We start from the raw sequence: 24,139 nt of genomic DNA, 5'->3' as shown, positions 1-24,139 counted from the left end.
ATTCTAGGCAGTTGCGTCAGTCAACGGTAATAAGATCGTCGAGACTACCCCGCCTTCAGCTTGTTCAGTAATCGTTAGGCTCGCCTTATCATCATAAAGGGTTTCGATCCTTTGACGAATATTGCTTAACCCAACACCGTGTCCCGTATTCGCAGAAGGCACTTTCAGCCCTGTGCCATTATCTGATACTTCAATTTTGAGCTGTTCGGCTTGTTGAGCTATTCGGATATTCACTTGGCCACCCGCCGCTTTGGGCTCAATACCGTGCGTGAGTGCATTCTCGACCAAAGGCTGAATCAAGAACGGTGGAATCACCTGCAAATCGCTAATCTCATGTGTTTCAATCGAGAACGTTAGGCGCTCACCCAAGCGTATCTTCTGAATATTAAGATAAGCGTCTAACAAGTCGACCTCTTGTGCGATGGTCGACTGCTCGGTGCGGCTGTTTTTCAAAGTCACACGCAACAAGTCGGTGAGTTTTTCGAGCATCAGCTTGGCTTTCGCGCTATCACTCTCAATCAACACATTGATGGTCGCAAGTGTGTTGAACAAGAAGTGCGGTTCAATTTGGCTTTGTAGCTGCTTAAGCTGACTCAATACCACCACCTTCTCTTGATCGGCCTGACGACGCTTGGCTACTTCCAGCTCATTATCGGCCCGTAGCTGTTGCTCTCGTGTATAGAAATAGTAAAAGCAAACCGAACAGAAAATCACACCGAGCAACACGACAGATTTAAGATCAGAGATATTAGAGCCAAAGAATCCATTCAACCAATAGTATGCATTCAAGGTACCAAAGGTCATCGCGACCACCATAGAGATACCCACATCAAACACCTTCGATTTCCTCTTCAACACCTCAACCAAAATAAAAGAGGAGCCCACCGCGCTATAACCAAAACCAAAACTGATCGCTAGATTGACCACAAGGTCGCCACCCCAAATTGTCTGTGTGGTAATGGCGATGACGAAACAAAACAGAGTGGTTATCGTGAAGCTTTTAATCCATGGAAACTGACTATTTGAAAAAGTGTTCATTAAAAGCGTCCTTTGATATTTAAGAGAATAATATGACTATCGGGTAAGTTGGCGTAAGTAGAATCACTTTTACCGCCTAGAAAGCGTGCAGCAAGTTCCAAATCCAACGATGAATCGCCATTATCTAATGCTTGATAATTGAGCCACTGAGTCGCAATAAAGCCGCCATCTTGAGGAGACAACATGACGTCGAATGTCGGCGTGATATCTTCAAGCCAGCCATGTGTCGAATCCAATGACCAGTGAAACATGATGTTGTGTTGAACCAAATTAGCGTGCTGATAGCCTTGCGCATAAGAGCCTGCCAATGAAGATGTCATCGGATTCACCGACAAAGACTCGGCACTTTCTATTGCGCTTTGCCACTCAGAATCACTCCAAGCTCGACTATCAAACCAGTATTCCAGCACCACATTGTGGCCCGTGTCATTCGCCCATGTTAACCCTGCTAACGCTTGATAAGCCTCGCCTTGCTCTTCAAGATAAACCGGTTTAAGCAGTGAGTTAGGCTGACTGTAGCCAAGGCTTTGTCGTTGATAGACCACCGAACCATGAAACTCCCAAGCGCGGTTCAACACCGACACTAAACTCACCCCAAGCAAGCCGTGACGTACATCGTCATAATAAGCGACCCACTGATACTCGTGATCACCTACAAGATTGTAACGACGTACCCCAAAGCCTTGTTGCTGATTCTGCTTTTCGAATTCATTTACGTCTTGGGAAGTCCATGACGAATCACTGTAAAGCAGTGTCCACTCGCCCGTCATATCGAACAGTGACGCCGAGGCCACTCCTGCACCCTCTTCTGCAACAATACCAACGGGATTTTGTCGATAAGGCTTGATGATGTCTAACGGTCGATAGCCATAACCCACGCCCCAATCAAGGCGAACCTTACCGAGCGTGACATCGAGGTAATGGTCACCGATTAATGAATTCGACAGCTCAACACCACCTTGCCAAAACAACTCACGCACAATGAATTCAGATTCAAAGCTCGCGTCTTGTTGTTGAGGGTTATTGCTTAGAATATCGTTAGCTTTCACTGCGAACAGACCAAGCCAATTGCCATAGCCAACCTCAAGATCCAGCAAGCCATTTAAAGACTGACGATTATCAGACGCTAAAGGGCTAAATGGCGACTCTCGCGATTCAATCGCTTCTGCACTGAGTTGCCAATCCCACGCCAAGCTCAGGTCGCCCGCTTGAATCGTGTTACTCACACAAGACAAAGCAAGCAACGTAGTGATTGAAGACTTGATGTGGAATCGGCGATTGGAAGCTTTCATGACGTCCACCTACAACCCAGATACGCTGTTACGCGATAGGTAGGCAGGGTTGTAATATTTGTCTTCCAAGCTTTGTTCACTCACTTCGCGGTACTCAATCACGGTTTTCTTGCTTGGTTGAATCTTATCGAGCAAGGTCATCGACACAACGGTTGGTAATCCATCTCGCACGCCTTCGGTAAACCACGCTTGCTTTGCCAGTTTTCCCGAACGCAGGTACATATCCGCTTTAACTGGGAATGCTCGGTCTGCAGTTAACCACAGATCAATCGATTGATAGCTGGCACCCTTGGTTTTCGCCGCGAGCTTTAGGTGATGGGTATCGAGTTTCTCGCCAGTCGACATCTCAACTTGTTGCTCGGCAACCCACTCACCTTGATAATCTTCGCTCCACGTCAGCGTCGAAATGTCCCCTACCGAGGCTTCACCCAATAGCTTTTGCATCGGTGTGATACGAATTGGTCGGCGTGACTTTGGCATCAGCAGCCAATAGTTATCTTCAATCATCAGCATCTTTTGACCTGCCTCAACGGCTGATTTAAACACCACTAATGACTCTCGGTTTGGCCTTGTGTAGACGTTGTATTCACGGGTTTTATCGAGTTGATCGTCTTGATACAGCGCCACCAAAGACACTACCTTAGAGGCTTTCGCGCTGTTCAATCGGTAACCATCCGCCTTGGCGATCATCTCTGTGACCTGTTGTGAATCGACTGCCCAACTTGGTGTCGATGCTAGAACCAAAACCAATACAGAACCTAAAACAGTGAGTGAACGAGTAAATTTACACATAAACCAACGCCTCCGTGATTGGCTTATTCACGCCTTTGCGAGCAGAGAAATAAGCAGCCAGCAAACAGATTGTCAGCACACCTAAAGTGGCGTAACCAACCAATTCCAATGAGAAGTAAATGTTGAGTGGGTAACCTTCGGTTCGACCAGGAGGCGGTGGCATTTGTATATCAACCACCAGCAGTAACACCGACACTAAGCCACTCACTAACGCACCGATCGCGCTGCCAATCACAGCCAACAATCCCGCCTCTTTTAAGAAGCCTGCCACTATTTCAGAAGGGTAACTGCCGAGTGCTGACAAGGTGCCAATCTCACGAGTGCGCTCGGTCACCGACATGGTCATGGTGTTAAACAGCGACACAAACACTACCAATGCCATCACCGCGCCCATGATGCCGAAGATCCGGTCGTAAAGATCTTTAACCTTGGTGTAGAAAAACGCACGATCTTGCCACGGAGTAATCTCGATCTCTGTGCCTTGATCATTTTGGCTAGCGCTATTTCGATCTAAAGCAGTTTGGATGCGTTGCTGTACGGTCGAGGTCTTGCTTGTCTCAAATAGGAACACCGACAAGGTACTGACTTTGTCAGAGGCTAGAAGCTCTTGTGCAGTGGTGATGTGTACGTAAAGCTGACGCTTATCCAGCTCAGGCACCCCAGTCGAGTAGATGCCTTGCACCTTAAAATCAAAAGCATTCAAAGCACCGTCACTGGTGGTCGCAAGTAGTGTTACCCAATCACCAACCGCAACTTTGAGGTTACGAGCCAAGTCAGTTCCCAGCATCACTTGTGGCTCTTGACTGTCGTATCTTGCGGATTTCACATCCGACAGGGTTTGCCCGCTGCGCACATCAAGGAAAGGTCCTTTCATATCGAACTCACGCTCATTCACGCCCGTTCCCATAAAAATGGTCGACTTACTGCCATTAGAAACCAAGCCACTAAAGTAGACTCGCGGCTGCACACCACGCACGTCGCTGTCGCCAATGATGCTCTTGGTTAGCACTTGAACATTATCCAAGCCATTGCTCAGCGGCATGTCTTCATCTTGCTCAAAGTATCCCGGCGTGCTCAAAGTAAGATGACCAGTATCGCGCGCGGTCGATTCACGCAGAGATTCATAGGTGTAAAGCCCGTAGCCTCCAGCCGATGTCAGCGCAAATACCGCAATCGCGATGATCAACACCGAGAGCAGACTGCGGCGACCGTTTCTCAATAAATTAAGCCACGCTAAACGTACCGAGGTTGGAAGTAAAAACGTGCTCATTTTTTGTGTTAACTTGCCCATGAGATCGCCTCCGTTGCTGTGGCTTGTGGTGCCAGTTGTCCATCGATAAGTTCAATCACTCGATCACAACGCTGCGCCATTCTTGGGTCGTGCGTTGCGACAATAAAGGTGGTGCCCATCTCGTGACCGAGCTCTTTCATAATGTCGATCACTAGGTTGGCGGTGTGGCTGTCTAAGCTGGCAGTCGGCTCATCGGCAATTACTAAGCTTGGGTTGTGGATTAGCGCTCTGGCTATTGCGACACGTTGCTGCTGGCCGCCTGAAAGGTTGTCTGGGCGATGATGTACATATTCACCTAGCCCAACACGCTCCAACATGTCCTGAGCTCTGGTTTGCTGTTCTTGTTTTGAGTATTGGTTCAACATCAATGGATAAGCGACGTTCCCAAGTGCCGTCATCACAGGAACCAAATTGAAGCGCTGAAACACAAAACCCAACGACTGACGACGAAAACGTGCAGCAGCGATTTGCTCTGTCGGATACGGTCGGCCATCAATATTGATCTGCCCTCGGTAATCCATATCCAACAAACCAAGGATGTTCAACAGTGTGCTTTTCCCTGACCCAGACGGCCCACACAAGGCCACCATTTCACCGCGTTGGATGTGTCCATCGACCCCGTTTAATGCATCAACACGTTGACCGCCAGTCACATACGCTTTGCCGATACCTTTAAATTCAATCATTCCTTTGTCCTCCGCTGACCTATCATTCTTAAGCGTTCGCAGTTGTTAATGAGCTTTAGTAAACCGCTATTTGGCTTTCGCTATTAGGGCTTTCGCCGTCATGGTCTCGATGTTGCCAGCATCGGTGTTTTCCATCTTTTCAAGCCACACCTGTGCTTGCTCGAAGTCTTCAGCACGAATCGATGCGGTAATGGCGTAACGGTAAATCCATGAGGTCGCAGCGAAATGCTGTTGTTGGAAATCTTCTTCCGCGAGTAACGAGAGGAACAGGTCATAACCACGATCAAAATGGTTAAACATGTCTGGTAGCGAGGTGTAAGTCACCGCAGCCATTGCGCGAGTTAGGTAAGAATCTGGCAGCCCTTGAACACGAGGTTGCTCATGAATCGGTTGGTCTTCGTCTTTAAGCAGCACCAGTGATTTATCAATGGTCGATAAACCCTTTTCTACATACTTCATCTTGTTCCAAGGCAAGAATGCATCACGGCCCATTAAGGTTTCTGTGCTTCCTAGGTAAACCAAAGTCAGTGGTGTCGCACCGTCTTGCTGCAGCGTATCATTTAGGCGTTCATACGCCACCTCAACCAAGTCTTCATTGCCTTGCGCCGCTTGGTTGTAAATATCAAGTACGTCTGAACTCGGATTGGCCTGAACCAAAGTGGGAGCAAATGAAACAAGAGCAATCAGCAATGAACGCTTAAGCAAACAAGCGGTAGAGCCTGAATTAAATGAGTGTGAAGTAGTCATGATTTCTAATCCCTTTCAAATGTTGACGTTGAAAGGTTAACTAGAATTTGTCGCGCAGTTTTACCAATGCGACGAATGGTAATTACTGGGAGTGAATGGTTTAGCTAGGGCGTGAGTGGGGCAGAACGGAAAACGAAAAAGTAACAGCAACACAAAATCGGATAGCTCAGAGCTGACTCATTTCTGCGCCAAAGTGAGCCAGAGGGCGATTGACTTCCATATTGCATTATATGCAAATTTTTCAGTTGGTTAGGTAGAATACTTGAGATATGCTGAATGTATGAACTCGTACTCGCTCGATATTAAAATGTTATATTTGCTCTTAATTTAGCGTTATATTTGTTAAGGATATAGAAATGAAAGAAGAACCTATAATTTATGACAGATTGTCATGTGATAATTGTTCTGATAAAAGCAAACTTGACTTCGACTTCACAATGGCTTTTCAGCCAATTATCAACTGCAAAACGAATCAAATTTATGGGTATGAAGCTTTGGTTCGAGGTTTAAACAATGAATCAGCATTTTCAATAATATCTAAAATAAATGATGATAATCGTTATTTATTTGATCAACTATGTCGAGTTAAGGCGATAGCACTTGCATCCGAATTAAAAATTGATTCAATACTTAGTATTAACTTTCTACCAAATGCTATATACAAACCCGAACGTTGTATTCGCACAACATTAGATGCGGCCAATAAATATAATTTTCCAATTGATAAAATAATGTTTGAGTTTACAGAAGTTGAAAAAATTGAAGATATTAATTTAATTAAAAGTATAGTTGATTATTACAGTAAATTAGGATTTAAGACTGCAATTGATGATTTTGGCTCTGGTTATGCAGGCTTAGGATTGTTAGCTGAACTTCAGACCAGTATAGTAAAGTTTGATATGGAACTCATTCGCAATATTGATAAAGATCACGCTCGCCAATCAATAGTAAAGAACTGCTTAAATATATTTCGTGATTTGAAAATCACCCCTTTAGCTGAGGGTATTGAGACTAAAGAAGAATTCATCTGCTTGCGAGATTTTGGCATTGAATTAATGCAAGGGTATTTATTTGCTAAACCTGGCTTTGAAAGTCTGCCAAATGTAGATTTCAGTAAATTTTAATTGAGTGTATATATTCGGAAAATATAACAAGTCATTCAAGTAAGAAGGTTAAGTTCCGCTTCGCTACCACAATTTTAGCAATCTATTATCAGCCTCTTAATGAAACGTTGGAACGAAGTCGAAAGGAATGTGTCATTTTTAACGTTCCAATCTTATTCTCATGATTTTTACTCTAGAACAGGATTTACTTTATCGACATAGCTAAGATGGAGATACACTAACAGGATACTGAGTGATCTCCATACATACACAACATTTTATAATAGTTAGCTGTAGTTATTTGTCCCACCACTCATTTTGGATCTGAGCAAGAGTATAACTTTTTCGATGTTGCATTCTTAAGTAGTAACTTGATATTTCTGGGAAATTATCCTTATCTAACCACTTACTATAACCCAACAAGTCAAGTCTTGAGAGCACTACAGTCCAAATTACATCAGCTAGTGTATAAACATTGCCTAAAAGAAATTGATTACCTTCAAGTTGCTTTTCAGAAAATGAAATAGCTTCCAATGCATATTGTTCAACCTTTTCTATATGCTTGCTATCAACCCTAAATACTTTACTATTTTCTGAGCGATCTGCACAAACAATATAGTTATCTTTAAGTTCAGGATATTTATCAGCCATTAAGAGTGCCTTGGTGATACGGGAATTCAATATTTTTTCAGATTTTTCCATCGATGGATGACGCGAATAACTAAGGATCTGAAGATCAATGCCATCAGCTAAATTAATTAACTTATCCATTAATTGACAATTACTTTCACCTGATGGTATCAAGTTGTTACCTTCTGATAAAGAAGCGATGGATCGAATAATATAAGCAGAATCAGTCAATACTTTGGTTGTACCATTTCGAATCTCCACTGTAGGGATTACTCCTTGTGGGTTTAATTTCAAATACCATGGGTCTAACTGCTCTTGTTTTCGCATAATATCAATAACACGACCAGACCAAGCAAGCCCTTTTTCTTCAAGTGCGAGTCTTACTTTCATCGAACACACGGATAGTGGGTGATGATAAAGCATTAATGATGTCATAGTGTTAGGAACCTATCTTCTAAGTTTTGAATAAACGAGTTAAATCGCTTCATATTCTCGGTTTAACTGGCAGCATACGTGGTAATACATCAGCATCGGGCTTATCTAAAAAACGATGTTTAAGTACACCTGAAGCATTGGTAAGAAAAACGCTTCACTTTACCGTTAAATTAATACTGTTTTAACCAAAGCACGCCAGCAGGTGTCAATTGATATGACGCTATTTTCTTTTTAGCTAAAGGTAATTCATCTAATATGTTTTGTGCTTCATTTTCGGTTTTCGCTTTGATAAAGAAAATCACTTTTCCAACATCACCTTTACGCACAATCACTTCCGATTTTTTGTTGTCTAGGTAGACATTCTCTATTGTGCCACTAACCCATAGTTCTAAAACTTTATCCATCTGCTCTTTTAGGGTGGTTTTGAATAAGTTGGCATCATTCACTTCAAGCGTCCACGTAACCATATATGTGTTGCGCATGTCAGCATCACTCGCGTGTACTGGTGAAATTGAAGTAAAACTCAATAAAATGAGTGATATAGCAAGTAGTAGTTTTTTCATAATATTCATCCTAGATAAAGTCTCATTGTGTTGTCGTATTTAAAGGTCAAACTCTAATGATAACCACTTACGTAAAAGGTAATCATCACTCACCCCATTGTTCATTTTTTGTTATCGGGTCGGTTTCAAATTGTTAACTTCAATTTTATTGTATTTATAGGGTGAGATATATATGCTTAAAGTAAACTAATTGTTTACTCACGAGTGCTAATGTGAATATTTTAACTCTTATGGAAACTTTTTCTGTTGTTGTTGATACAGGAAGTTTTACGGCGGCAGCGGAGAAACTTGGGTTCTCTAAATCATTTATCAGCAAACAGATCTCCACCTTGGAAGATGATTTAGGAACTCGCCTACTATATCGTACGACTCGTAAATTGAGCTTGTCTGATGAAGGCGGACAGTTCTATAAGCACTGTAAGATAATTATGGCAGAAGCTGAGAATGCTCGGGCTGAGGTCATGGATAGCCAAGGCGCACCAAAGGGAAAAATACGCCTAACATTACCTCAAAGTCTTATCATTTCAGGTTTTGGTCAATTACTAATAGAATTTCAACTCCAGTATCCAGAAATTGAGCTTGAGGTAATAGCCAGTGGGCGTACTGAAGATTTAGTGGAAGAAGGTATAGATATTGCGCTAAGAGTAGGACAATTAGAAGACTCCTGTCTTATCTCTCGTCGGTTAGCAGACTGCACATTTCAAGTCGTCGCTTCTCCCCAATATATAAGAAAATCGGGAACACCTTACCAACCAGCAGATCTAATGGAACATAATTGCTTAATTTATAGTGACTCCAAGATTAATCGGGGCTGGCCATTTCTCTCTCCTAGTGGTGAATCAATTACTGTAAAGGCAAAAGGTAGTTTAACGAGTAATGATGGTGGTTTAATAGTTGAGAGCATTCTTCGTGGGTTAGGCATAGGCTTTGGACCTAGTTTTTTATTCAAGAATGATATTGAAGAGGGCCGCTTGCAATTACTACTTAGCGATTACTACCAACCAGCCACTACAATTTCAGCCTTATATCCACTAAATCGAAATCTATCAAGACGAGTCAGGATGTTGGTTGATTATTTATCTGAGAGACTATCGGTTTAGTAGCATTTATAGAGTTCCACAAATTGTTTAGTTTACAACCAAGGAAGCCATTTTAGTTCATAGGCCTTTTTAATTAAATAAGGCAGAAAATACAATAATCGGTGCTAGGCATACATTTAATCAATTTTTCCCATATTTTCGCTAATTCGTGTTTTGCTAATTTAAGTAAAGGCTCGAAGAAGCTTTTATCCAATTGTGAACTTCAGAACGAACGCTTTCACGTATTCTAAGTGGGTACAAATAAAAATAGCCGCTAATTAGCGGCTATTTTTGTTTATCCAAGAGAAGCTTCTATTACTTCTACTTCTTAGTCTCTTCAACCACAGCTTTCATCAATACTGACGTATCCATGCGGCCTTGTCCTTCGGCAGACAGTGCCTTGTAGGCGTTGTTGGTCTTTTCAGTCAGTGGAAGTTGGATGCCTTGGCGCTCTGCTTCATCTAGGCAGAAGCCTAAGTCTTTGATCATCCAATCAATGGCAAAGCCGAAATCAAACTTGTCTTGCGCCATTGTGGTTGCGCGGTTTTCCATCTGCCATGAGCCAGCGGCGCCATTTTTAAGGCAATCAACCAGAGTTGGGATATCCAAACCTGATTTTTCAGCAAGTACCAAGCCTTCAGATAAGCCGTTCAATACACCCGCGATGCAGATCTGGTTAACCATTTTCGCGCGTTGGCCTTGGCCGACTTTACCCATCAGAACCGACGACTTACCGTAAGCTTCGAACACAGGTTGAAGGTCGTTGAATAGCGCTTGTTCGCCACCACACATGATGGTTAACACGCCGTTTTCTGCGCCCGCTTGGCCACCAGATACAGGTGCATCCATAAAGCGAATACCGGCTTGCTTCGCTGCCACTTCAAGCTCTTCAGACAGAACTGCAGACGTTGTAGTGTGATCGACAAGAATTGCGTTTGGCTTCATTGCTGCCAATGCGCCTGTTTCGCTGGTTGTCATGCTGCGTACGTCGTCATCATTACCTACACAAACCAATACCACGTCAGCTTCTGCGACACACTCAGCCACGCTCTCAGCGGCTTTACCTTGGTGTTTATCAACCCAGTCTAATGCTTTGCTATGAGTGCGGTTAAATACCGTTACTTCAAAACCGGCTTTGACTAGGTGTCCTGCCATTGGGAAACCCATTACGCCTAGCCCGATAAAACTTACTTTCATTTCTTTCTCCTTTTCATTTGACTGAGCTCATCACTATGAACTGATTGAAAACATTCAATCAAAGCGTCGATGAGCAAGGTCAATGCCTTCGGCTGATATTTTCTTTCTTTGTACACTAAATACGCTTGGCGATCACCCCGATGATACTCAGGGAGTACTTAAATCAGATTCATGTCGGGATAAGACGAACAATATAATGAAGTTCAGCGATAAATCGCGACCAGAGAACGCTTTGTCAGCCGTACATTATGGAACGATGATCAAGGAAAATCAGGTATAACGTTCATAAAAAAGCCGAGCACTAGGCTCGGTTTTTTTATAACTGTTGTTACTGTAAAAATTACAGCTCAGCGTTGTGGTAAACCTGCTGAACGTCATCACAGTCGTCAAGCATGTCTAAGAACTTCTGGAACTTCTCAGAATCTTCTTCAGCTACTGGCGTAGTTGTTTGAGGAACGAAAGTGATTTCCTCAACGTCTAGCGTTAGCTCTGGGAACGCAGTGTTTAGTGCTGTCTTCGTTTTGAAGAACTCAGTCGTTGGAGCAAATACAGTGATAACACCGTCTTCTAGCTCAACGTCAGTCACGTCTACGTCTTCCATCATTAGCGTTTCTAGGATGATCTCGTCATCTTCGCCTTTGAACTGGAATACAGCTTGGTGAGCGAACATGTGAGAAACAGTACCTTCAACACCGATTTTCGCGCCAGTCTTAACGAAACATTGGCGAACGTCTTGGAAAGTACGGTTGCCGTTGTCAGTTAGACAGTCAACGATTACGCTTGTGCCGCCAGGGCCAAAACCTTCGTAACGAGCAGGTTGGAAGTCTTCACCGCCGCCGCCGTTTGCTTTATCGATCGCTTTGTCGATAACGTGAGCGGGTACTTGGTCTTTCTTCGCTTTAGCAATCAGGTGCTTAAGAGGTAGGTTCATGTCTGGGTCAGAGCTGCCGTTCTTAGCCAGTACGTAAATCTCTTTACCGTATTTAGAATAAACTTTAATTTTTGCGCCTGCAGTTTTCGCCATTGAGGCCTTGCGCACTTCAAAACTTCTTCCCATCGGGATCTTCTCTCTGATTCAATTAACGGTGAAAATTCTAGCAAATTACTGTGTCATTACAATTCTACAGCATTGCTGGGCAAGGTTTATCTGCGTTTATGCGACACCCATTACCCGTTTGTATTTTTCTACAGACTGCTCAAACCACACCTTTTCATCAGGGTCACTTAGCTTCATTGCTTCTTCAACAATGGCTTCAGGGCCACATTTCGCTTGCTTTAGTTTCCATACAAGAAACGATGCTTGCTTATCCAGTTCGATTTTATTTTTCTCGCTGGGTGGAAGGAGTGAAAGGTTGATAGACATTATTAGCCTTCGTCTGTAATACACTTGGCCGAGAAATATATCATAGAGCAGGCTCATAAAACCAATACTATGAGCATTAGTGGGTGGATGTAGGGCGAGAAAACAGCAAATCGCTGATGTACATCAAGCTACTTTGAGAGAAGTAGCTTGATGAGAAAGTATTGAGTATTCGACTCACCGAATGAGCCGAATAATGAGGTAATCACATCAAAAAGACTGCAAAAGAGTAACCCCTTAATCTACAAACTAATCACTCACCGCGAACACATCACAGCGTGAGGCGCAGATGAAATCATTCTTGTGCAGGCCTTTGATTGAGTGGCTCCACCAAGTTACGGTTACTTTGCCCCACTCCAATAAAATCGAAGGGTGATGAAATTCTTCTTCTGCCAACTCTGACACTTTGTTGCTGAATGCCCAGGCTTGTTTGTAGTTCTTAAACTTAAACACCTTCTCAAGCTGCGAGATGCCCTCTCTTTCCATGATCTGCCAGTCAGACAACTCCAACAGTAAAGATTGTTGCTCATCTTTACTTAGAGCAATCGCGTCGATACTGCAGGCTTCGCATTTTTGTTCATTCAACATGTGTTGGTTCCTTGGGTTCAAAAAGTGGTGGTAGTAATCCCGCATCAATCGCGAGATCAGCTTGCTGTAATAAGTTTTTCTGACTGATTTCGAATAACTCAGATAGCTCGTCGATCACATAATATTTCGGCTGCATAATGTCGATGCGATAAGGGGTTCTTAAAACGGTTTTTAGCTCGAACCGCTCACGAACGGCCAAGTCCCCTTCCAACGCGTAAATGGTTTCTGCCGGAGAGGAAAGAATGCCACCGCCATAGATTTTCAGCTTGTGCCCTTCTTTGACTAAACCAAACTCGACCGTAAACCAATACAAGCGGGCAAGATAGGCGCGCTGCTTGGATGTCGCCGCTTGGCCTAGTTTTCCATAATGTTCAGTGAAAGCCGCGAAATCAGTATTAGTCAACATTGCACAATGGCCAAAAATTTCATGGAAAAAATCAGGTTCTTGTAAATAATCGAACTCGTCTCGCGTTCTCAGAAATGTCGCAACGGGGAACTTCTTATTAGCGAGTAAATCAAAGAAACGGTCGAAATCGATCAATGCCGGAACAGGCTGAACCTGCCAACCTGTTGTTTCTTTTAGCACTTTATTTATCTCTGGGAGTTGAGGGACCCTATCTAATGGTAGATCAAGCAAGGTCAAACCGTGCAAATAAGCATCGCAAGCGCGGTCACTAATTACGTCCAGTTGCCTTTTCACCAAGTCGTGCCAAATGGCGTCTTCTTCGAGGCTCCACTCAACCCATCCCTCTTGGCTCACGGGCTTAGAATGATATTGAGTCATTACACACCTCCTAACGAATGTCTCCCTTTAAGCCTATCTCCACTCTTTATAAGCGCCAATCTTCGCTATCTTTCTAAACACCCTCCCGTGTAACATTTTGTTTACACACCTATATCAAACGCTTATTTTGCTGATCTTTTGACTTTATAAAACCTAAATACCAGACTGAAATCGTTAACTTTTTGTTAAAGGTAAAGGAATGCACGAAAGCAATAAGTCCATTTGGCAACCAAACGAGCAACGTATCGCCGATGCCAACGTAACCCGATTTATCGACAGCCTCGACCTGTCTGAATTAAAACCGCAAGTATTGAAGTTAGAGAGGGAGCTAAGAAGCTACGCCGATCTCCATCAATGGTCTGTGGAGCAACCGGAGTCGTTTTGGCAAAACGTGTGGCAGTTTTGTGGAATGGTGGGTTCGCAAGGAGATGACACCAAAACTCAAGGCGAGAGCCGTTGGCAGCAGCCAAAATCGAATCGCGATGCGGTGTGGTTTCCGAATGCGCAAGTTAACTACGCCGAAAACTTACTGCATTCATCAAAAACGTTGCCAAACGAACTTGCGATTTGGTTTGAGAATGAACGTGGCGAACAGCAGAGTTATACATGGAAAAGCCTGTGTGAAGCAGTCTCTAGTGTTCAGCAATGGCTTGTCGATAGCAGCGTGGAGCAAGGTGATGTAGTTGCCGCTTATACCCCTTATCTGCCACAAACCGTGGTCGCAATGCTAGCGACCACCAGCTTAGGGGCTATTTGGACATCAACCTCACCTGACTTTGGCGTCGAGAGTGTGATTGAGCGATTTGGCCAAGTGAAACCTAAGGTGCTGTTCACCTGTGACGGCTACACCTTCAATGGCAAGACGTTCGATATGACAGACAAGAACCGTGAAATCATCGAACACTTAAACACGCTAAAACAGGTGTGTGAGATCGGTTATTTGAAACCGACTCGTGATTTAAAGAAGAGCGATTTAGAGAAGAACAACGTTGAAGCTTATGTGTCACCCCAAAGCTGGAAAAACATCATTAGTTACTATCAGCCAAAACTTCTTCTATTTACTCGCGTCGGCTTCAATGAACCACTGTTTGTACTCTACTCTTCCGGCACCACAGGACAACCTAAATGCATTGTTCACTCTGTCGGTGGCACCACCATCAACCACCTAAAAGAGCATCAACTTCACTGCGATATTAAACCAAGAGATCGCGTGTTCTACTACACCACATGTGGTTGGATGATGTGGAACTGGCACGTCTCTGCGCTCGCCAGCGGTGCTTGTTTGGTCATCTTTGATGGGAGCCCGGTTTACCCGCAACCCAACGTTCTGTGGGATTTAGCGCAGCGTGCGGATGTATCGCTGTTTGGCACTTCAGCCAAGTATTTAGAAACGATTGAGAAAGCGGAGCTCTCGCCTATCGACAGTCACTATCTTCCTCACTTAAGAACACTGTGCTCGACGGGGTCTGTGCTCTACCCAGAGCAGTTCGATTACGTCTACAAGCACATCAAACAAGACCTACATTTGGCGTCTATTTCTGGCGGCACGGATATTTGTGGCTGCTTTGTATTAGGCAACCCTATCTCGCCAGTGTATCGCGGTGAGTGCCAACAGGCCGGGCTTGGCGTCGACATCAAGGTGTTCAATTCGTCTGGTGGCAAGGTCAACCAAGAACGGGGCGAGCTGGTATGCACTAACTCCCTACCCAACTTCCCCGCTGGCTTTTGGAATGACACCGGAGAGCGCTATCACTGCACCTATTGGGATAGGTTTGATAATGTGTGGCATCACGGTGATGAAGTCGCACAGAGCGAACATGGCGGTTACTTGTTCTACGGGCGAGGCGACACCACGCTCAACCCTGGTGGTGTGCGAATTGGTACCGCAGAGATCTATCAGCAAGTGAACACCATTGAGGGCATCATCGATTCCATCGCAGTCGGTAAAGATGTCGACCGCAATGAGCAGATATGGCTGTTTGTTCAACTGCAGCAAGGTGTGGATCTAGATGATGGGTTACTGACAGCCATCAAAAGCAAACTCAAATCATCATGCTCACCAAGACACGTGCCAAGCCAGATATTTGCGATCAGCGACGTGCCAAAAACACGCTCTGGCAAACTGGTGGAGTTGGCTGTGAAACAGGTGATCAATGGCAAAAATGTAGAGAACCTCGGAGCTATTGCTAACGCCGAGGTTTTGGAAGAGATAAAACGTGCTGTTTCGTTTTAGTTTTTCTTTCCTAGGAAAATCGAAAGAAAAACCTCCGTTGGTTCAACACTGTGGAAGTTTTTAGCCTTGGAACTCGTGGTCGTTAATTGGAATCGTCAGGACGTACCTATTACTTTATCTATTCAAGGATTAATCCTATGTGGACAGACTTATGTCTACTAATAGACTTCGATTCACAAGCGTAGGTTTCACTAAACTCATCCACACCTTAGTGACTTCAAAACCATTTCCTCGACTCTTTCGGTTCTTGATTTAGTTCAACTTAATGACGTAACAAAGCCGCTTGAATTAACATGCTTATTCGAATCGTAGGTGGTTAAGTAATAAAAACAGTGCTGACCTTTGTGGTTATGCTTCTCTCATGAAAGTCAGCACTTTCGCTGATTAATTCACTTCTGAAAGTTTAAGAGCGGGACTTTTTTTCTGATTTAGTAAGATACTAATCAACGCTAATACCGTAAATGCTAAGCTTGATAGGAATAGATTTTCTACACCGAACTGAGCGATAAACCACCCCGCTATTACCGATCCAATAGTAATTCCTAGGTTTGAAAAAGATACAAAAAGACTATTCGCAAACACTTTAGAATCTCCCGCATTTTCCATTATCCATGTCTGGCTAACGATCAAGCCTGCTGAGTGTACAGCGCCCCAAAATGCAACCATGGCAATCATAAAGTAGAAAGAAAATCCCATAAGGTAAATTGTGATAAAGGTAAGACTGAATAGTATAGGGTACAGTACTACAGTTTTTCGCATATTCTGACTGAGTAACTTACCAAAGATAAAGTTGCCAAAGATACCAAATACACCGAACACCATCAGCATGGCACTAATCCACGTACCGTTCATATTCGTTACTGTGCTTAAGTATTGAGTAATAAAGCTGTACGAAGAAAACATCGCTGCAAAGATGAATATAACGGTGAATAGCGACAGCCACATTGATTTGCTGCGTAAGATAGTTACTTGAGAGCCGAATGACATTTTTTCCTTAACGGGAGCACTTTCCATCAAGAACATCACACTCACTAACGCAATGGCGCAAGCGGCTAAACCAAAGTAAAAGGCATAAGCGAGAGAATATTCTTCAGCAAGAAAAGCACTAATCGGAATACCAAAGACTAATCCTACGGCTACTCCACCAAAAACTTTAGCAGCGGCGTTGCTTTGCTCTTCAACTGGAACCATTGATGTGACAACCACTAAAGCGACAGAAAAGAATACAGCATGTACTAACGCCGGTAGAACGCGAAATATCATCATGGTTGTGTAATCTTGCGTCATAGCGTACACAAGGTTAGAGACAACGAATAGAGACAAAATGCCGACTAGAACATACTTTCTATTCCACCCAGACATCATTAACGTAATAAATGGTCCGCTGACTGCTACAACGACAGCATAGATACTCACTAACAGACCAGCTTCTTGTACGTCAATGTTTAAATCTTTCATGACTTGTGGCAAGAGTCCGATGATACCAAGCTCTGTCGTGATAACGCCAAAAACGGCTAAAGATAGAGCAAAGATAAACAAGCTTTGTTTTTTCATTGTTTCAACTCAAAATTATTTATATGCGGTAATTACGTACCGTCGATATTGGTTGTTGTTAGAGTCCTAAGTCCAAGTGTCGGAAAAGTGGCACAAAAATGTTGTTTTTATCCAATAAAAATGCCGTTTTCAATGTGGTTGAATTCGGCAACGTATCAGAATTCGCATTTTCAAAGGGGGAATGGCTTCTATTTATCCCGATGACATGCGCTTAGAACCGTGTTGTACGAAACTTGCAAATGACGACTGGTTGCTCGCTTTCCATGATTTTGTGCGGTCATTTCAATAATCCTATTTCGAATTTCTGGTTTACAGGCCTCGTAACAATAATTCACTTGAAAGGTACGGCGGCAAGCAAGACAGTGAAATCGTTGATGGCCGTTGGGGCCATAGCCATGCTTTATGACACTGTCACTCTTATGACAGAAGCAGCAGTTAGGTCTATTCGTTGTCACATCGAACCGTAAATTTCACCAAAAAATATTGGTAGTCGTTTGAATTTAATTATCAACTTGGATTGCATAATAGGGGATAACACACGCAAGATTAAGTCCTTAAAATTACCAATACATATTCCTACAGGGACTTAATATGTCTTTTTGAAGTTTTATTGTGCAAATGGTACTTGAAATAATTTGTGGGAAATGCTGATCCTGGCAATATCAGATAACGCTCAAAGTAGTTTAGGGACAACTCAAATCAATCAAATGAAAGAGTATGCCAATGACGTTCAAGGTCATGTGTTGGAGTCATGTGGTCATTGGTTGATGGAGGAGTATCCAGTCCAGGTTGAAGATCTAGTTATTGATTTTTTTTAACAAAAAATAATCAACAAAACTCAGTTTGAGTTTTGTTGATTATGCAGTCTTCATTGCTGCCATAGACTGCCTATCATTGTTGTTAATATATACCCTAAAGTAAACTCTAGGGTATTTTTTCATTTGAGCGATGATGAGGCTAAAGCACTGGAGAGGCTCTGAGAACGATGGCGTTTGAGTTGATTCGTGCTCAGTCATATAACAATATAACGAGCACGCTTTATCCGTTGTCTATCTCAGAATGTACCCAGCGAGAAAACGCTTGGAATTTTACTCTTGTTTCCATTCCTTTAGGGCAAACCAAATCGTAGCCTTTTCCTGATTCAATATGTGGAAATGGCGCGACTAGCCTCCCCGCTTGGATTAAAGGCAGCGCAAATTCATACCGAGCAAGAAACACACCGAGCGATAATTCCGCCGCTTCCATCGCTAGGCGATTGTCACTATAGAAGTCACACCGTTTTTTACAATCAATGTCGACATTCATCTCATCTAACCAATACTGCCACGCACTCGTATCCCCTCTATGGATAAAATTAACGTCAGATAGAGCGCTCAACCCATTGTGAAGGCCATGCTCGGCGGCGTAATCAACACTGCATACAGGTGTTCTTTTCCCTGAAAACAGTCGCTCACTGTAGTGGTTTGGATACCGCCCTTGGCTATAAAAAATCGCCACATCGTAAGGCTCAAATTGAAAATCAGATTGATTTTGTTTGGTTTGCAGCTTGATGCTTAGATTGGGGTATAGCTGACGAAGTGAAGGGAGTTTCGGGATCAGCCAAGCAGAGGCGAAATAAGGTGATGTCGCTATATGTAAGCTACCAGTCAGCTCTCCGGTTTGAATGTCAGAAAGGGTGGAAAAAATGGACTCAAATGATGAATTCAGAACACTCAGAACTCTTTGTCCCTCCGGTGTGAGCTCTAACTTTCGGGTTTTTCTAATGAATAGATTGAAATGAAGCTGCATTTCCAGTTTTTTAATTCGCTGGCTAACCCCACCTTGGGTCAGAAAGAGCTCTTCTGCTGCTTTGGTAAAACTCAAGTGGCGCGCTGCAACGCTAAAAGTATGAAGCAGAGAAAGCTGCTGTTGTTGATTGGTGATTGAGCTCATGCATTACTCTGGTTAATTCGTGTGGGGGGAATTATTCGTTTGTCCGAAGTTGTCAGTCATTATAGATTAATTTGTGTAATGTCACATTACAAGGACGTTAATGGTGACTCAATCAAGAAGGGAATCGGAGCTGATAACGCTATTACGAGAATCGATAAGATATAACGTGGATGAGATACGATGAAACTTATTTTAAATGCTGATGATTTCGGGCTGACGGAGTCGGTGAACTTGGGGATTGCGGATTGTTTTCGTGCCGGAACCGTAAAATCGACCACCATAATGATGAACCAACCTGGTGTCTCTCACGCGTCACAACTCTATCAACGTGGTCTTATTCATGAAGTTGGACTACATTTTACAGTGACATCAGGTAAATCAATATCGTCCCCTAAATTAATTCCAACACTGGTTGACGAGAATGGTCATTTTTTTGATAGAAAGACCCTGTTTAATAAATCTGATGTGTCTTCTGATGAAGTCTTTAGAGAGTGTATGGCGCAATATCAAGCGGCTTTAGACGCGGGATTTAATATTAATCATATCGATAGCCACCATTTTGCTGGTGCCTATCGCCCTCTTAAAATAGGTTTTACACAAGCAGCCAATGAAATAGGCCTCCCCGTCAGGCGTATTGATAGCTTTATACGGGGTCAAAACTTATTGTCGGTTCCTACCCCAGATGCGTTTGATATGGGCTTTCATGCAGAAGGTGTCAATATTGAATACCTCAAAGCAGTATTGCTGGCTTATCAATACAGCATGCCTAACAGTACGATTGAATTAATGTGCCACCCAGCAAGGACGCTAACTGAAGAGCTAGAGGACATCTCTAGTTATACCCATGCTCGTGTTGAAGAGTGGAAGATTTTAACCAGCGATGAGTTCTCTCTCTGGCTAAGAAAAAGTGGCATTGAATGCGTTGGCTTTGATGCGCTTCATGCTTAAATCGCGAAACAACCTACCTTCTCACAAGATAAACCATCGGCCTTGTTAGGTCGTTAAAACCGTTCCTTGCGGTTCAATAAATCAGCACAATAATAAAGGGTAACATTGTGGTAAATCCTACCGTACTTTCCCAAATTAATATCTATCCAGTCAAATCCATTGGCGGGCTTTCTCTCTCTTCTTCATGGCTCGAAAAGCAAGGCCTTGTTTTTGATCGTCGCTTTATGTTGGCGTTAACTGGTGATGATGTCTCCGCTTCGGCTAAATACCCAACCATGGTGACGGCGCGTCAGTATCCAAATATGGTTCAAGTGAGTTCTAGTCTACTGCCAACCGGTATCATTTTTTCTTACCCCGGGATGGAACCACTAAAACTACACTATTCTAATTTTAAAATGCAGGCTACAGATACCAGTGTTTGGAGGGACCGCTTTTCAGCCTACACAACAACCGATGAAGCAAATGACTGGTTTAGCCAAGTGATAGGGAAGCGAGTTGAGTTACTGTTTACTGGCGAGCAATCTAACCGCATGAGAGAAAACCTTGGTCATAATGTGAGCTTTGCCGACGGTTTTCCTATCTTGCTGATTAGCTCTGGCTCATTAGCGGAGCTGAATAGACGCAGCAGCGAAGTCCACACCATGGAACAGTTTCGTACTAACCTCGTGGTGCAATCAAACGAACCTTTTATCGAAGACTCATGGAAGCGTATCAAGATAGGTGACGTTGAATTTGAAATTGTAGAGCCGTGTGAGCGGTGCATTTTAACGACACTTGATCTGGAAAATGGAGAATTTAGGGCCAGTAAAGAGCCATTGACGAGCTTTTCACGCTTTAGAGCCAACGAGCAAGGCAAAATATTTTTCGGGCAAAACCTTGTAGCGAAAAACGAAGGTGTTATCTCCATCAATGATGCTATCGAAGTGCTTGAGTATAAATCCAAGGAGTTTTATGAAGATCTCGACGCCAAAAAACAAGAGTTGATTTGTGTTGAAAGAGAACCTACAGCAAGAAACTTCGAGACATTTTGGTTTGAGCCTAAAAACGGCATGCTGCCTGGGTATAAAGCGGGACAACACCTCCCTATTGAGATCACGGTCAATGGCAAACTGACCAAACGAATGTATACGCTGTCATCTAGCCCCTCTCGGCCAGAACGTTTGTCGATTTCAGTGAAACGAGTCCATGGTGGTGAAGTTTCCAACTGGTTGTTCAACCACTTACAAGTTGGCCATACCATTATTGCGGATCAACCCAAAGGCACTTTTCATATTACTAAAGAATCGAATGAGCCGCTGTTGCTGCTTTCTGCCGGTAGCGGTGTGACGCCCATGATCGCTATGCTTCGGTATTTGACAGACCAACGAGACACGCGTGATATTGCGTTTTATCATCAATGTTTGACGAAAGCGGATATTCCATTCATGGAAGAGCTCCTTATGCTAGAAAAACAACACGCCAATGTCACTGTGACTCTAGCCCTTAGCGAGCCATCAACTGATTGGCTAGGCGAAAAGGGGCATTTTAGTCGTACTCATTTAAATCAAATTTCAGAGTTTCACAAACGTCAAGTTTTTGTATGTGGTCCTAGTGGTTTCATGGAGAGTGTAAAGCGCTTGATGATAGAGAGTGGGCTGCCCGAAGAACAGTACCATCAAGAGACGTTTGGCGTTGCAAGAGTGGCGGACGGGAGCGAGAAAAGGGTTCAAATCAACCTTGATGGTGTCGTGTTTGAAGGAAGCAACCAGCGCACCGTTCTGGAGCAAGCTGAAGCAGCAGGGCTTTCTATTTCGAATAACTGCAGAGCTGGTTTCTGCGGCGCCTGCAAAGTCACTGTGAAATCAGGAGAGGTTTACCAGCCCGATGCCCCAGGAATTGAAGACAGTGATAAGGCGAAAGGAATGGCCCTAGCTTGCTGCGCGATACCTAAGACAAATGTAAATATTGTTAGCTAGTATGTAGGTTTTATGATGATTGAGGCCACTATCAAACTTTGATAGTGACCTCAATATCGTTGGATTATCTAAAACACAATAACACCCAAATGACCTGCAATGTCGTGCTTCGCTTAGTCAACATTACAAAGAAGCCTCAAAAATATCCGGATGACGGCTCGATAATGCAATGATTTCATCTATGATGACTCTTATTTTAGGCAGAATGTAAGGTGTTTTTAGCCAAACAATACTGATGGGTGCTCCTTCGCCATTGAATTTCTCTAATACAGGGCATAATTGCCCATCATCAAGGTATTGCTTCACTAACCATACTGGTAGTTGAGCTAAACCTGCACCAGATAAAGTCGATTGCAAAATACCTTCACAGTCGGCTATCTCATGACGTGCTGAAATATCAACAGATTCGGTTGCCCCTTTAGCATTTTTCAGCAGCCAACTATGCCTTTGTCCTATAGGCCAACCGACGATGCAATCATGTTGAGCAATATCTTCTTTTTTGGTAATAGGTGCTCGCGTTGCTAAATAAGAGGGAGAGGCACATATCACCCTTTTTTGCTCCCCTATTTTACGTGCAACAATATCGCCCGAGTTTTCTAAGTGCCCAACGCGGATCGCAAGATCAATCCCGTCACTGACTAAATCCGTAGGACGGTCATTAAAGGTAATAGATAGATCTAATTGCTCGAACTTGGACGTTAATTCTAGCAACTTGGGTAGGATTGCTCTTCTACCGAGAACTGCGGGTAAATCTATACGCACACGCCCTGATGGCAATAACTGTTGATTGCTTAAGCGCTTCTCTGCTTCCTCTAAAATGGTCATCGCTTTAAGGCAGTCGGCTAAATAGGAATCCCCATCATTGGTTAACGCGATGCGTCGAGTTGTTCGATGAAGGAGTTTGGTGCCTAGCTGTTTTTCTAGTCGAGCAACGCTTTTACTTAAAGCTGAACCGGTCATTCCAAGAGCTTGAGCCGCAAGGGTAAAACTCCCCAACTGCGCAACGGTGACAAAGTGACGAACTTCCACAAACTGGCTTTTTAACATCAATTAATTCCCCTAAGGACTTTATGTTCGTCATTATATGGACTTAATAAGCGAATGTGAATCGATTATTCTGTGTACATCAACGAGATGATTACATCGATTTTCAATTAAGGTAAACATGATGAATAACTTCAATAGATTCAAAGGTAAGGTCGCTTTTATCCAAGGTGGCAGTCGCGGTATTGGTGCCGCCATTGTTGAGAGATTGGCATTGGAGGGAGCGTCCGTAGCTTTTACATTTGTGTCATCCCACGAAAAAGCTAAAGCGCTTGCTGAGAACTTAACTTCACAAGGTAGCAAAGTCATCGCAATAAAGGCGGATAGCACTAAGCCTGAAGATATCAAAAATGCAATCAGCGAAACCATAGAACAACTTGGTCAAATTGATATTGTCGTAAACAACTCAGGTACGCTGATCTGGGACAGTATTGAAAATTTGACGATGGATGATTGGGACAAGACCATCAATACCAACGTACGAAGTGTGTTTGTGGCTATTCATGAAGCCGCGAAGCATATGAATAATAACGGCAGAATAATCAATATCAGTAGTACGAACGCTCAGCGCATTCCTTTTGCTGGCGGTTCTATATATGGAATGAGCAAGTCTGCACTAACCGGATTGGCCAAAGGTCTCTCTCGCGATCTAGGCCCTAGAGGTATTACAGTCAACAACATTTTACCTGGTCCGGTAGATACCGACTTAAACCCAGACAATGGCGATACTTCAGAGCCTGTAAAAGCTATCGGTGCACTTGGTCGTTATGGTCAAGTTGAGGAGATTGCTAGCTTAGTAGCATTCGTCGCTAGCTCAGAAGCGGGTTACATCACTGGTGCTGATTTGATGATCGACGGTGGCTTTTCCGCTTAATCAAAATATGCAGT

General features: G+C 43.4%; 23 protein-coding genes and 1 pseudogene. 6 read left to right on the top strand and 18 right to left on the bottom strand.

The genetic code is table 11. The annotated features are described in order from the left end of the window. Positions 1 to 3 precede the first annotated feature (3 nt). The 6 genes from WR49_RS02750 to WR49_RS02725 form a co-directional block, all read right to left on the bottom strand. Complete coding sequence (locus WR49_RS02750) at positions 4 to 1,038, bottom strand: sensor histidine kinase (protein ID WP_046222979.1); 1,035 nt, start codon at positions 1,036 to 1,038, stop codon at positions 4 to 6. Beyond that, positions 1,038 to 2,330: a hypothetical protein gene (locus WR49_RS02745; protein ID WP_017057660.1), complete on the bottom strand. Its 1,293-nt coding sequence runs from the start codon at positions 2,328 to 2,330 to the stop codon at positions 1,038 to 1,040. Before WR49_RS02745 ends, WR49_RS02750 begins: the two co-directional genes overlap by 1 nt. Positions 2,331 to 2,339: 9 nt before the next feature. Continuing rightward, a complete protein-coding gene (locus tag WR49_RS02740; RefSeq protein WP_046222978.1) occupies positions 2,340 to 3,122 on the bottom strand; it encodes an outer membrane lipoprotein-sorting protein in 783 nt (260 codons plus the stop codon). Next, positions 3,115 to 4,413, bottom strand: coding sequence for an ABC transporter permease (locus tag WR49_RS02735; protein ID WP_046222977.1), 1,299 nt, complete (start codon positions 4,411 to 4,413; stop codon positions 3,115 to 3,117). Before WR49_RS02735 ends, WR49_RS02740 begins: the two co-directional genes overlap by 8 nt. Continuing rightward, positions 4,401 to 5,099 carry an ABC transporter ATP-binding protein gene (locus WR49_RS02730; protein WP_046222976.1) on the bottom strand — a complete coding sequence of 233 codons (699 nt, stop codon included), beginning with the start codon at positions 5,097 to 5,099 and terminating at the stop codon, positions 4,401 to 4,403. Before WR49_RS02730 ends, WR49_RS02735 begins: the two co-directional genes overlap by 13 nt. Before the next feature lie 66 nt (positions 5,100 to 5,165). Continuing rightward, positions 5,166 to 5,846: a hypothetical protein gene (locus tag WR49_RS02725; protein WP_046222975.1), complete on the bottom strand. Its 681-nt coding sequence runs from the start codon at positions 5,844 to 5,846 to the stop codon at positions 5,166 to 5,168. 356 nt (positions 5,847 to 6,202) lie between these two features. On the opposite strand from WR49_RS02725, the gene WR49_RS02720 reads away from it, so the two are divergent. After that, entirely contained in the window at positions 6,203 to 6,970 is a 768-nt protein-coding gene (locus tag WR49_RS02720) for an EAL domain-containing protein (protein WP_046222974.1), read from the top strand. 276 nt (positions 6,971 to 7,246) lie between these two features. Here the strand turns inward: WR49_RS02720 and WR49_RS02715 are convergent, their stop codons facing one another. Together WR49_RS02715 and WR49_RS02710 are read right to left on the bottom strand one after the other, a co-directional pair. Continuing rightward, positions 7,247 to 8,014 carry a glutathione S-transferase family protein gene (locus tag WR49_RS02715; RefSeq protein ID WP_046222973.1) on the bottom strand — a complete coding sequence of 256 codons (768 nt, stop codon included), beginning with the start codon at positions 8,012 to 8,014 and terminating at the stop codon, positions 7,247 to 7,249. A 170-nt stretch (positions 8,015 to 8,184) separates the two neighbouring features. After that, positions 8,185 to 8,577, bottom strand: coding sequence for a hypothetical protein (locus WR49_RS02710; RefSeq protein WP_017057667.1), 393 nt, complete (start codon positions 8,575 to 8,577; stop codon positions 8,185 to 8,187). 212 nt (positions 8,578 to 8,789) lie between these two features. Between WR49_RS02710 and WR49_RS02705 the strand changes: the two genes are divergently transcribed. Further along, on the top strand, positions 8,790 to 9,677 hold the full coding sequence (locus WR49_RS02705) for a LysR family transcriptional regulator (protein WP_029627159.1): 888 nt from the start codon (positions 8,790 to 8,792) through the stop codon (positions 9,675 to 9,677). Between the two features lie 300 nt (positions 9,678 to 9,977). Here the strand turns inward: WR49_RS02705 and WR49_RS02700 are convergent, their stop codons facing one another. The 6 genes and pseudogenes from WR49_RS02700 to phhA form a co-directional block, all read right to left on the bottom strand. Then, positions 9,978 to 10,853: an NAD(P)-dependent oxidoreductase gene (locus tag WR49_RS02700; RefSeq protein ID WP_046222972.1), complete on the bottom strand. Its 876-nt coding sequence runs from the start codon at positions 10,851 to 10,853 to the stop codon at positions 9,978 to 9,980. After that, positions 10,850 to 11,032: pseudogene (locus WR49_RS20890) on the bottom strand (hypothetical protein); the annotation flags it as partial. The pseudogene WR49_RS20890 and the gene WR49_RS02700, both read right to left, overlap by 4 nt. A 161-nt stretch (positions 11,033 to 11,193) precedes the next feature. Beyond that, a complete protein-coding gene (locus WR49_RS02695) occupies positions 11,194 to 11,910 on the bottom strand; it encodes a YebC/PmpR family DNA-binding transcriptional regulator (protein WP_017057670.1) in 717 nt (238 codons plus the stop codon). 96 nt (positions 11,911 to 12,006) lie between these two features. Next, entirely contained in the window at positions 12,007 to 12,216 is a 210-nt protein-coding gene (locus WR49_RS02690; protein WP_046222971.1) for a DUF3283 family protein, read from the bottom strand. A gap of 246 nt (positions 12,217 to 12,462) precedes the next feature. Then, a complete protein-coding gene (locus WR49_RS02685; RefSeq protein ID WP_017057672.1) occupies positions 12,463 to 12,801 on the bottom strand; it encodes a 4a-hydroxytetrahydrobiopterin dehydratase in 339 nt (112 codons plus the stop codon). After that, the gene (gene phhA / locus WR49_RS02680) at positions 12,791 to 13,585 is read right to left on the bottom strand and encodes a phenylalanine 4-monooxygenase (protein WP_046222970.1); all 795 of its coding nucleotides are present in this window, start codon (positions 13,583 to 13,585) and stop codon (positions 12,791 to 12,793) included. Before phhA ends, WR49_RS02685 begins: the two co-directional genes overlap by 11 nt. Before the next feature lie 199 nt (positions 13,586 to 13,784). Between phhA and WR49_RS02675 the strand changes: the two genes are divergently transcribed. Next, positions 13,785 to 15,818: an acetoacetate--CoA ligase gene (locus WR49_RS02675; RefSeq protein WP_046222969.1), complete on the top strand. Its 2,034-nt coding sequence runs from the start codon at positions 13,785 to 13,787 to the stop codon at positions 15,816 to 15,818. Between the two features lie 384 nt (positions 15,819 to 16,202). On the opposite strand, the gene WR49_RS02670 is transcribed toward WR49_RS02675, so the two are convergent. The 3 genes from WR49_RS02670 to WR49_RS02665 all read right to left on the bottom strand — a co-directional run bounded on the left by WR49_RS02670 (position 16,203) and on the right by WR49_RS02665 (position 19,304). Beyond that, a complete protein-coding gene (locus WR49_RS02670; RefSeq protein ID WP_046222968.1) occupies positions 16,203 to 17,372 on the bottom strand; it encodes an MFS transporter in 1,170 nt (389 codons plus the stop codon). 188 nt (positions 17,373 to 17,560) lie between these two features. Next, a complete protein-coding gene (locus WR49_RS21775; RefSeq protein WP_082082732.1) occupies positions 17,561 to 17,827 on the bottom strand; it encodes an IS1-like element transposase in 267 nt (88 codons plus the stop codon). A gap of 583 nt (positions 17,828 to 18,410) precedes the next feature. After that, positions 18,411 to 19,304: a LysR substrate-binding domain-containing protein gene (locus WR49_RS02665; RefSeq protein WP_046222967.1), complete on the bottom strand. Its 894-nt coding sequence runs from the start codon at positions 19,302 to 19,304 to the stop codon at positions 18,411 to 18,413. A gap of 180 nt (positions 19,305 to 19,484) precedes the next feature. On the opposite strand from WR49_RS02665, the gene WR49_RS02660 reads away from it, so the two are divergent. Beyond that, positions 19,485 to 20,252: a carbohydrate deacetylase gene (locus tag WR49_RS02660; protein WP_016792130.1), complete on the top strand. Its 768-nt coding sequence runs from the start codon at positions 19,485 to 19,487 to the stop codon at positions 20,250 to 20,252. Between the two features lie 107 nt (positions 20,253 to 20,359). Beyond that, positions 20,360 to 22,207 (top strand): hybrid-cluster NAD(P)-dependent oxidoreductase, encoded by a 1,848-nt coding sequence (locus tag WR49_RS02655; RefSeq protein WP_046222966.1) that lies wholly within the window; start codon positions 20,360 to 20,362, stop codon positions 22,205 to 22,207. Between the two features lie 123 nt (positions 22,208 to 22,330). On the opposite strand, the gene WR49_RS02650 is transcribed toward WR49_RS02655, so the two are convergent. Continuing rightward, positions 22,331 to 23,254, bottom strand: coding sequence for a LysR family transcriptional regulator (locus WR49_RS02650; protein ID WP_017057680.1), 924 nt, complete (start codon positions 23,252 to 23,254; stop codon positions 22,331 to 22,333). A 121-nt stretch (positions 23,255 to 23,375) separates the two neighbouring features. Between WR49_RS02650 and WR49_RS02645 the strand changes: the two genes are divergently transcribed. Next, positions 23,376 to 24,125, top strand: a complete 750-nt coding sequence (locus tag WR49_RS02645) for a 3-oxoacyl-ACP reductase family protein (RefSeq protein ID WP_046222965.1) — start codon at positions 23,376 to 23,378, stop codon at positions 24,123 to 24,125. The last annotated feature ends 14 nt before the right edge of the window (positions 24,126 to 24,139 follow it).

This window comes from Vibrio sp. ECSMB14106 (assembly GCF_000972265.1).
Taxonomy (GTDB): Bacteria; Pseudomonadota; Gammaproteobacteria; order Enterobacterales; family Vibrionaceae; genus Vibrio; species Vibrio kanaloae.
This window is presented reverse-complemented; position numbering and strand designations above follow the sequence as displayed.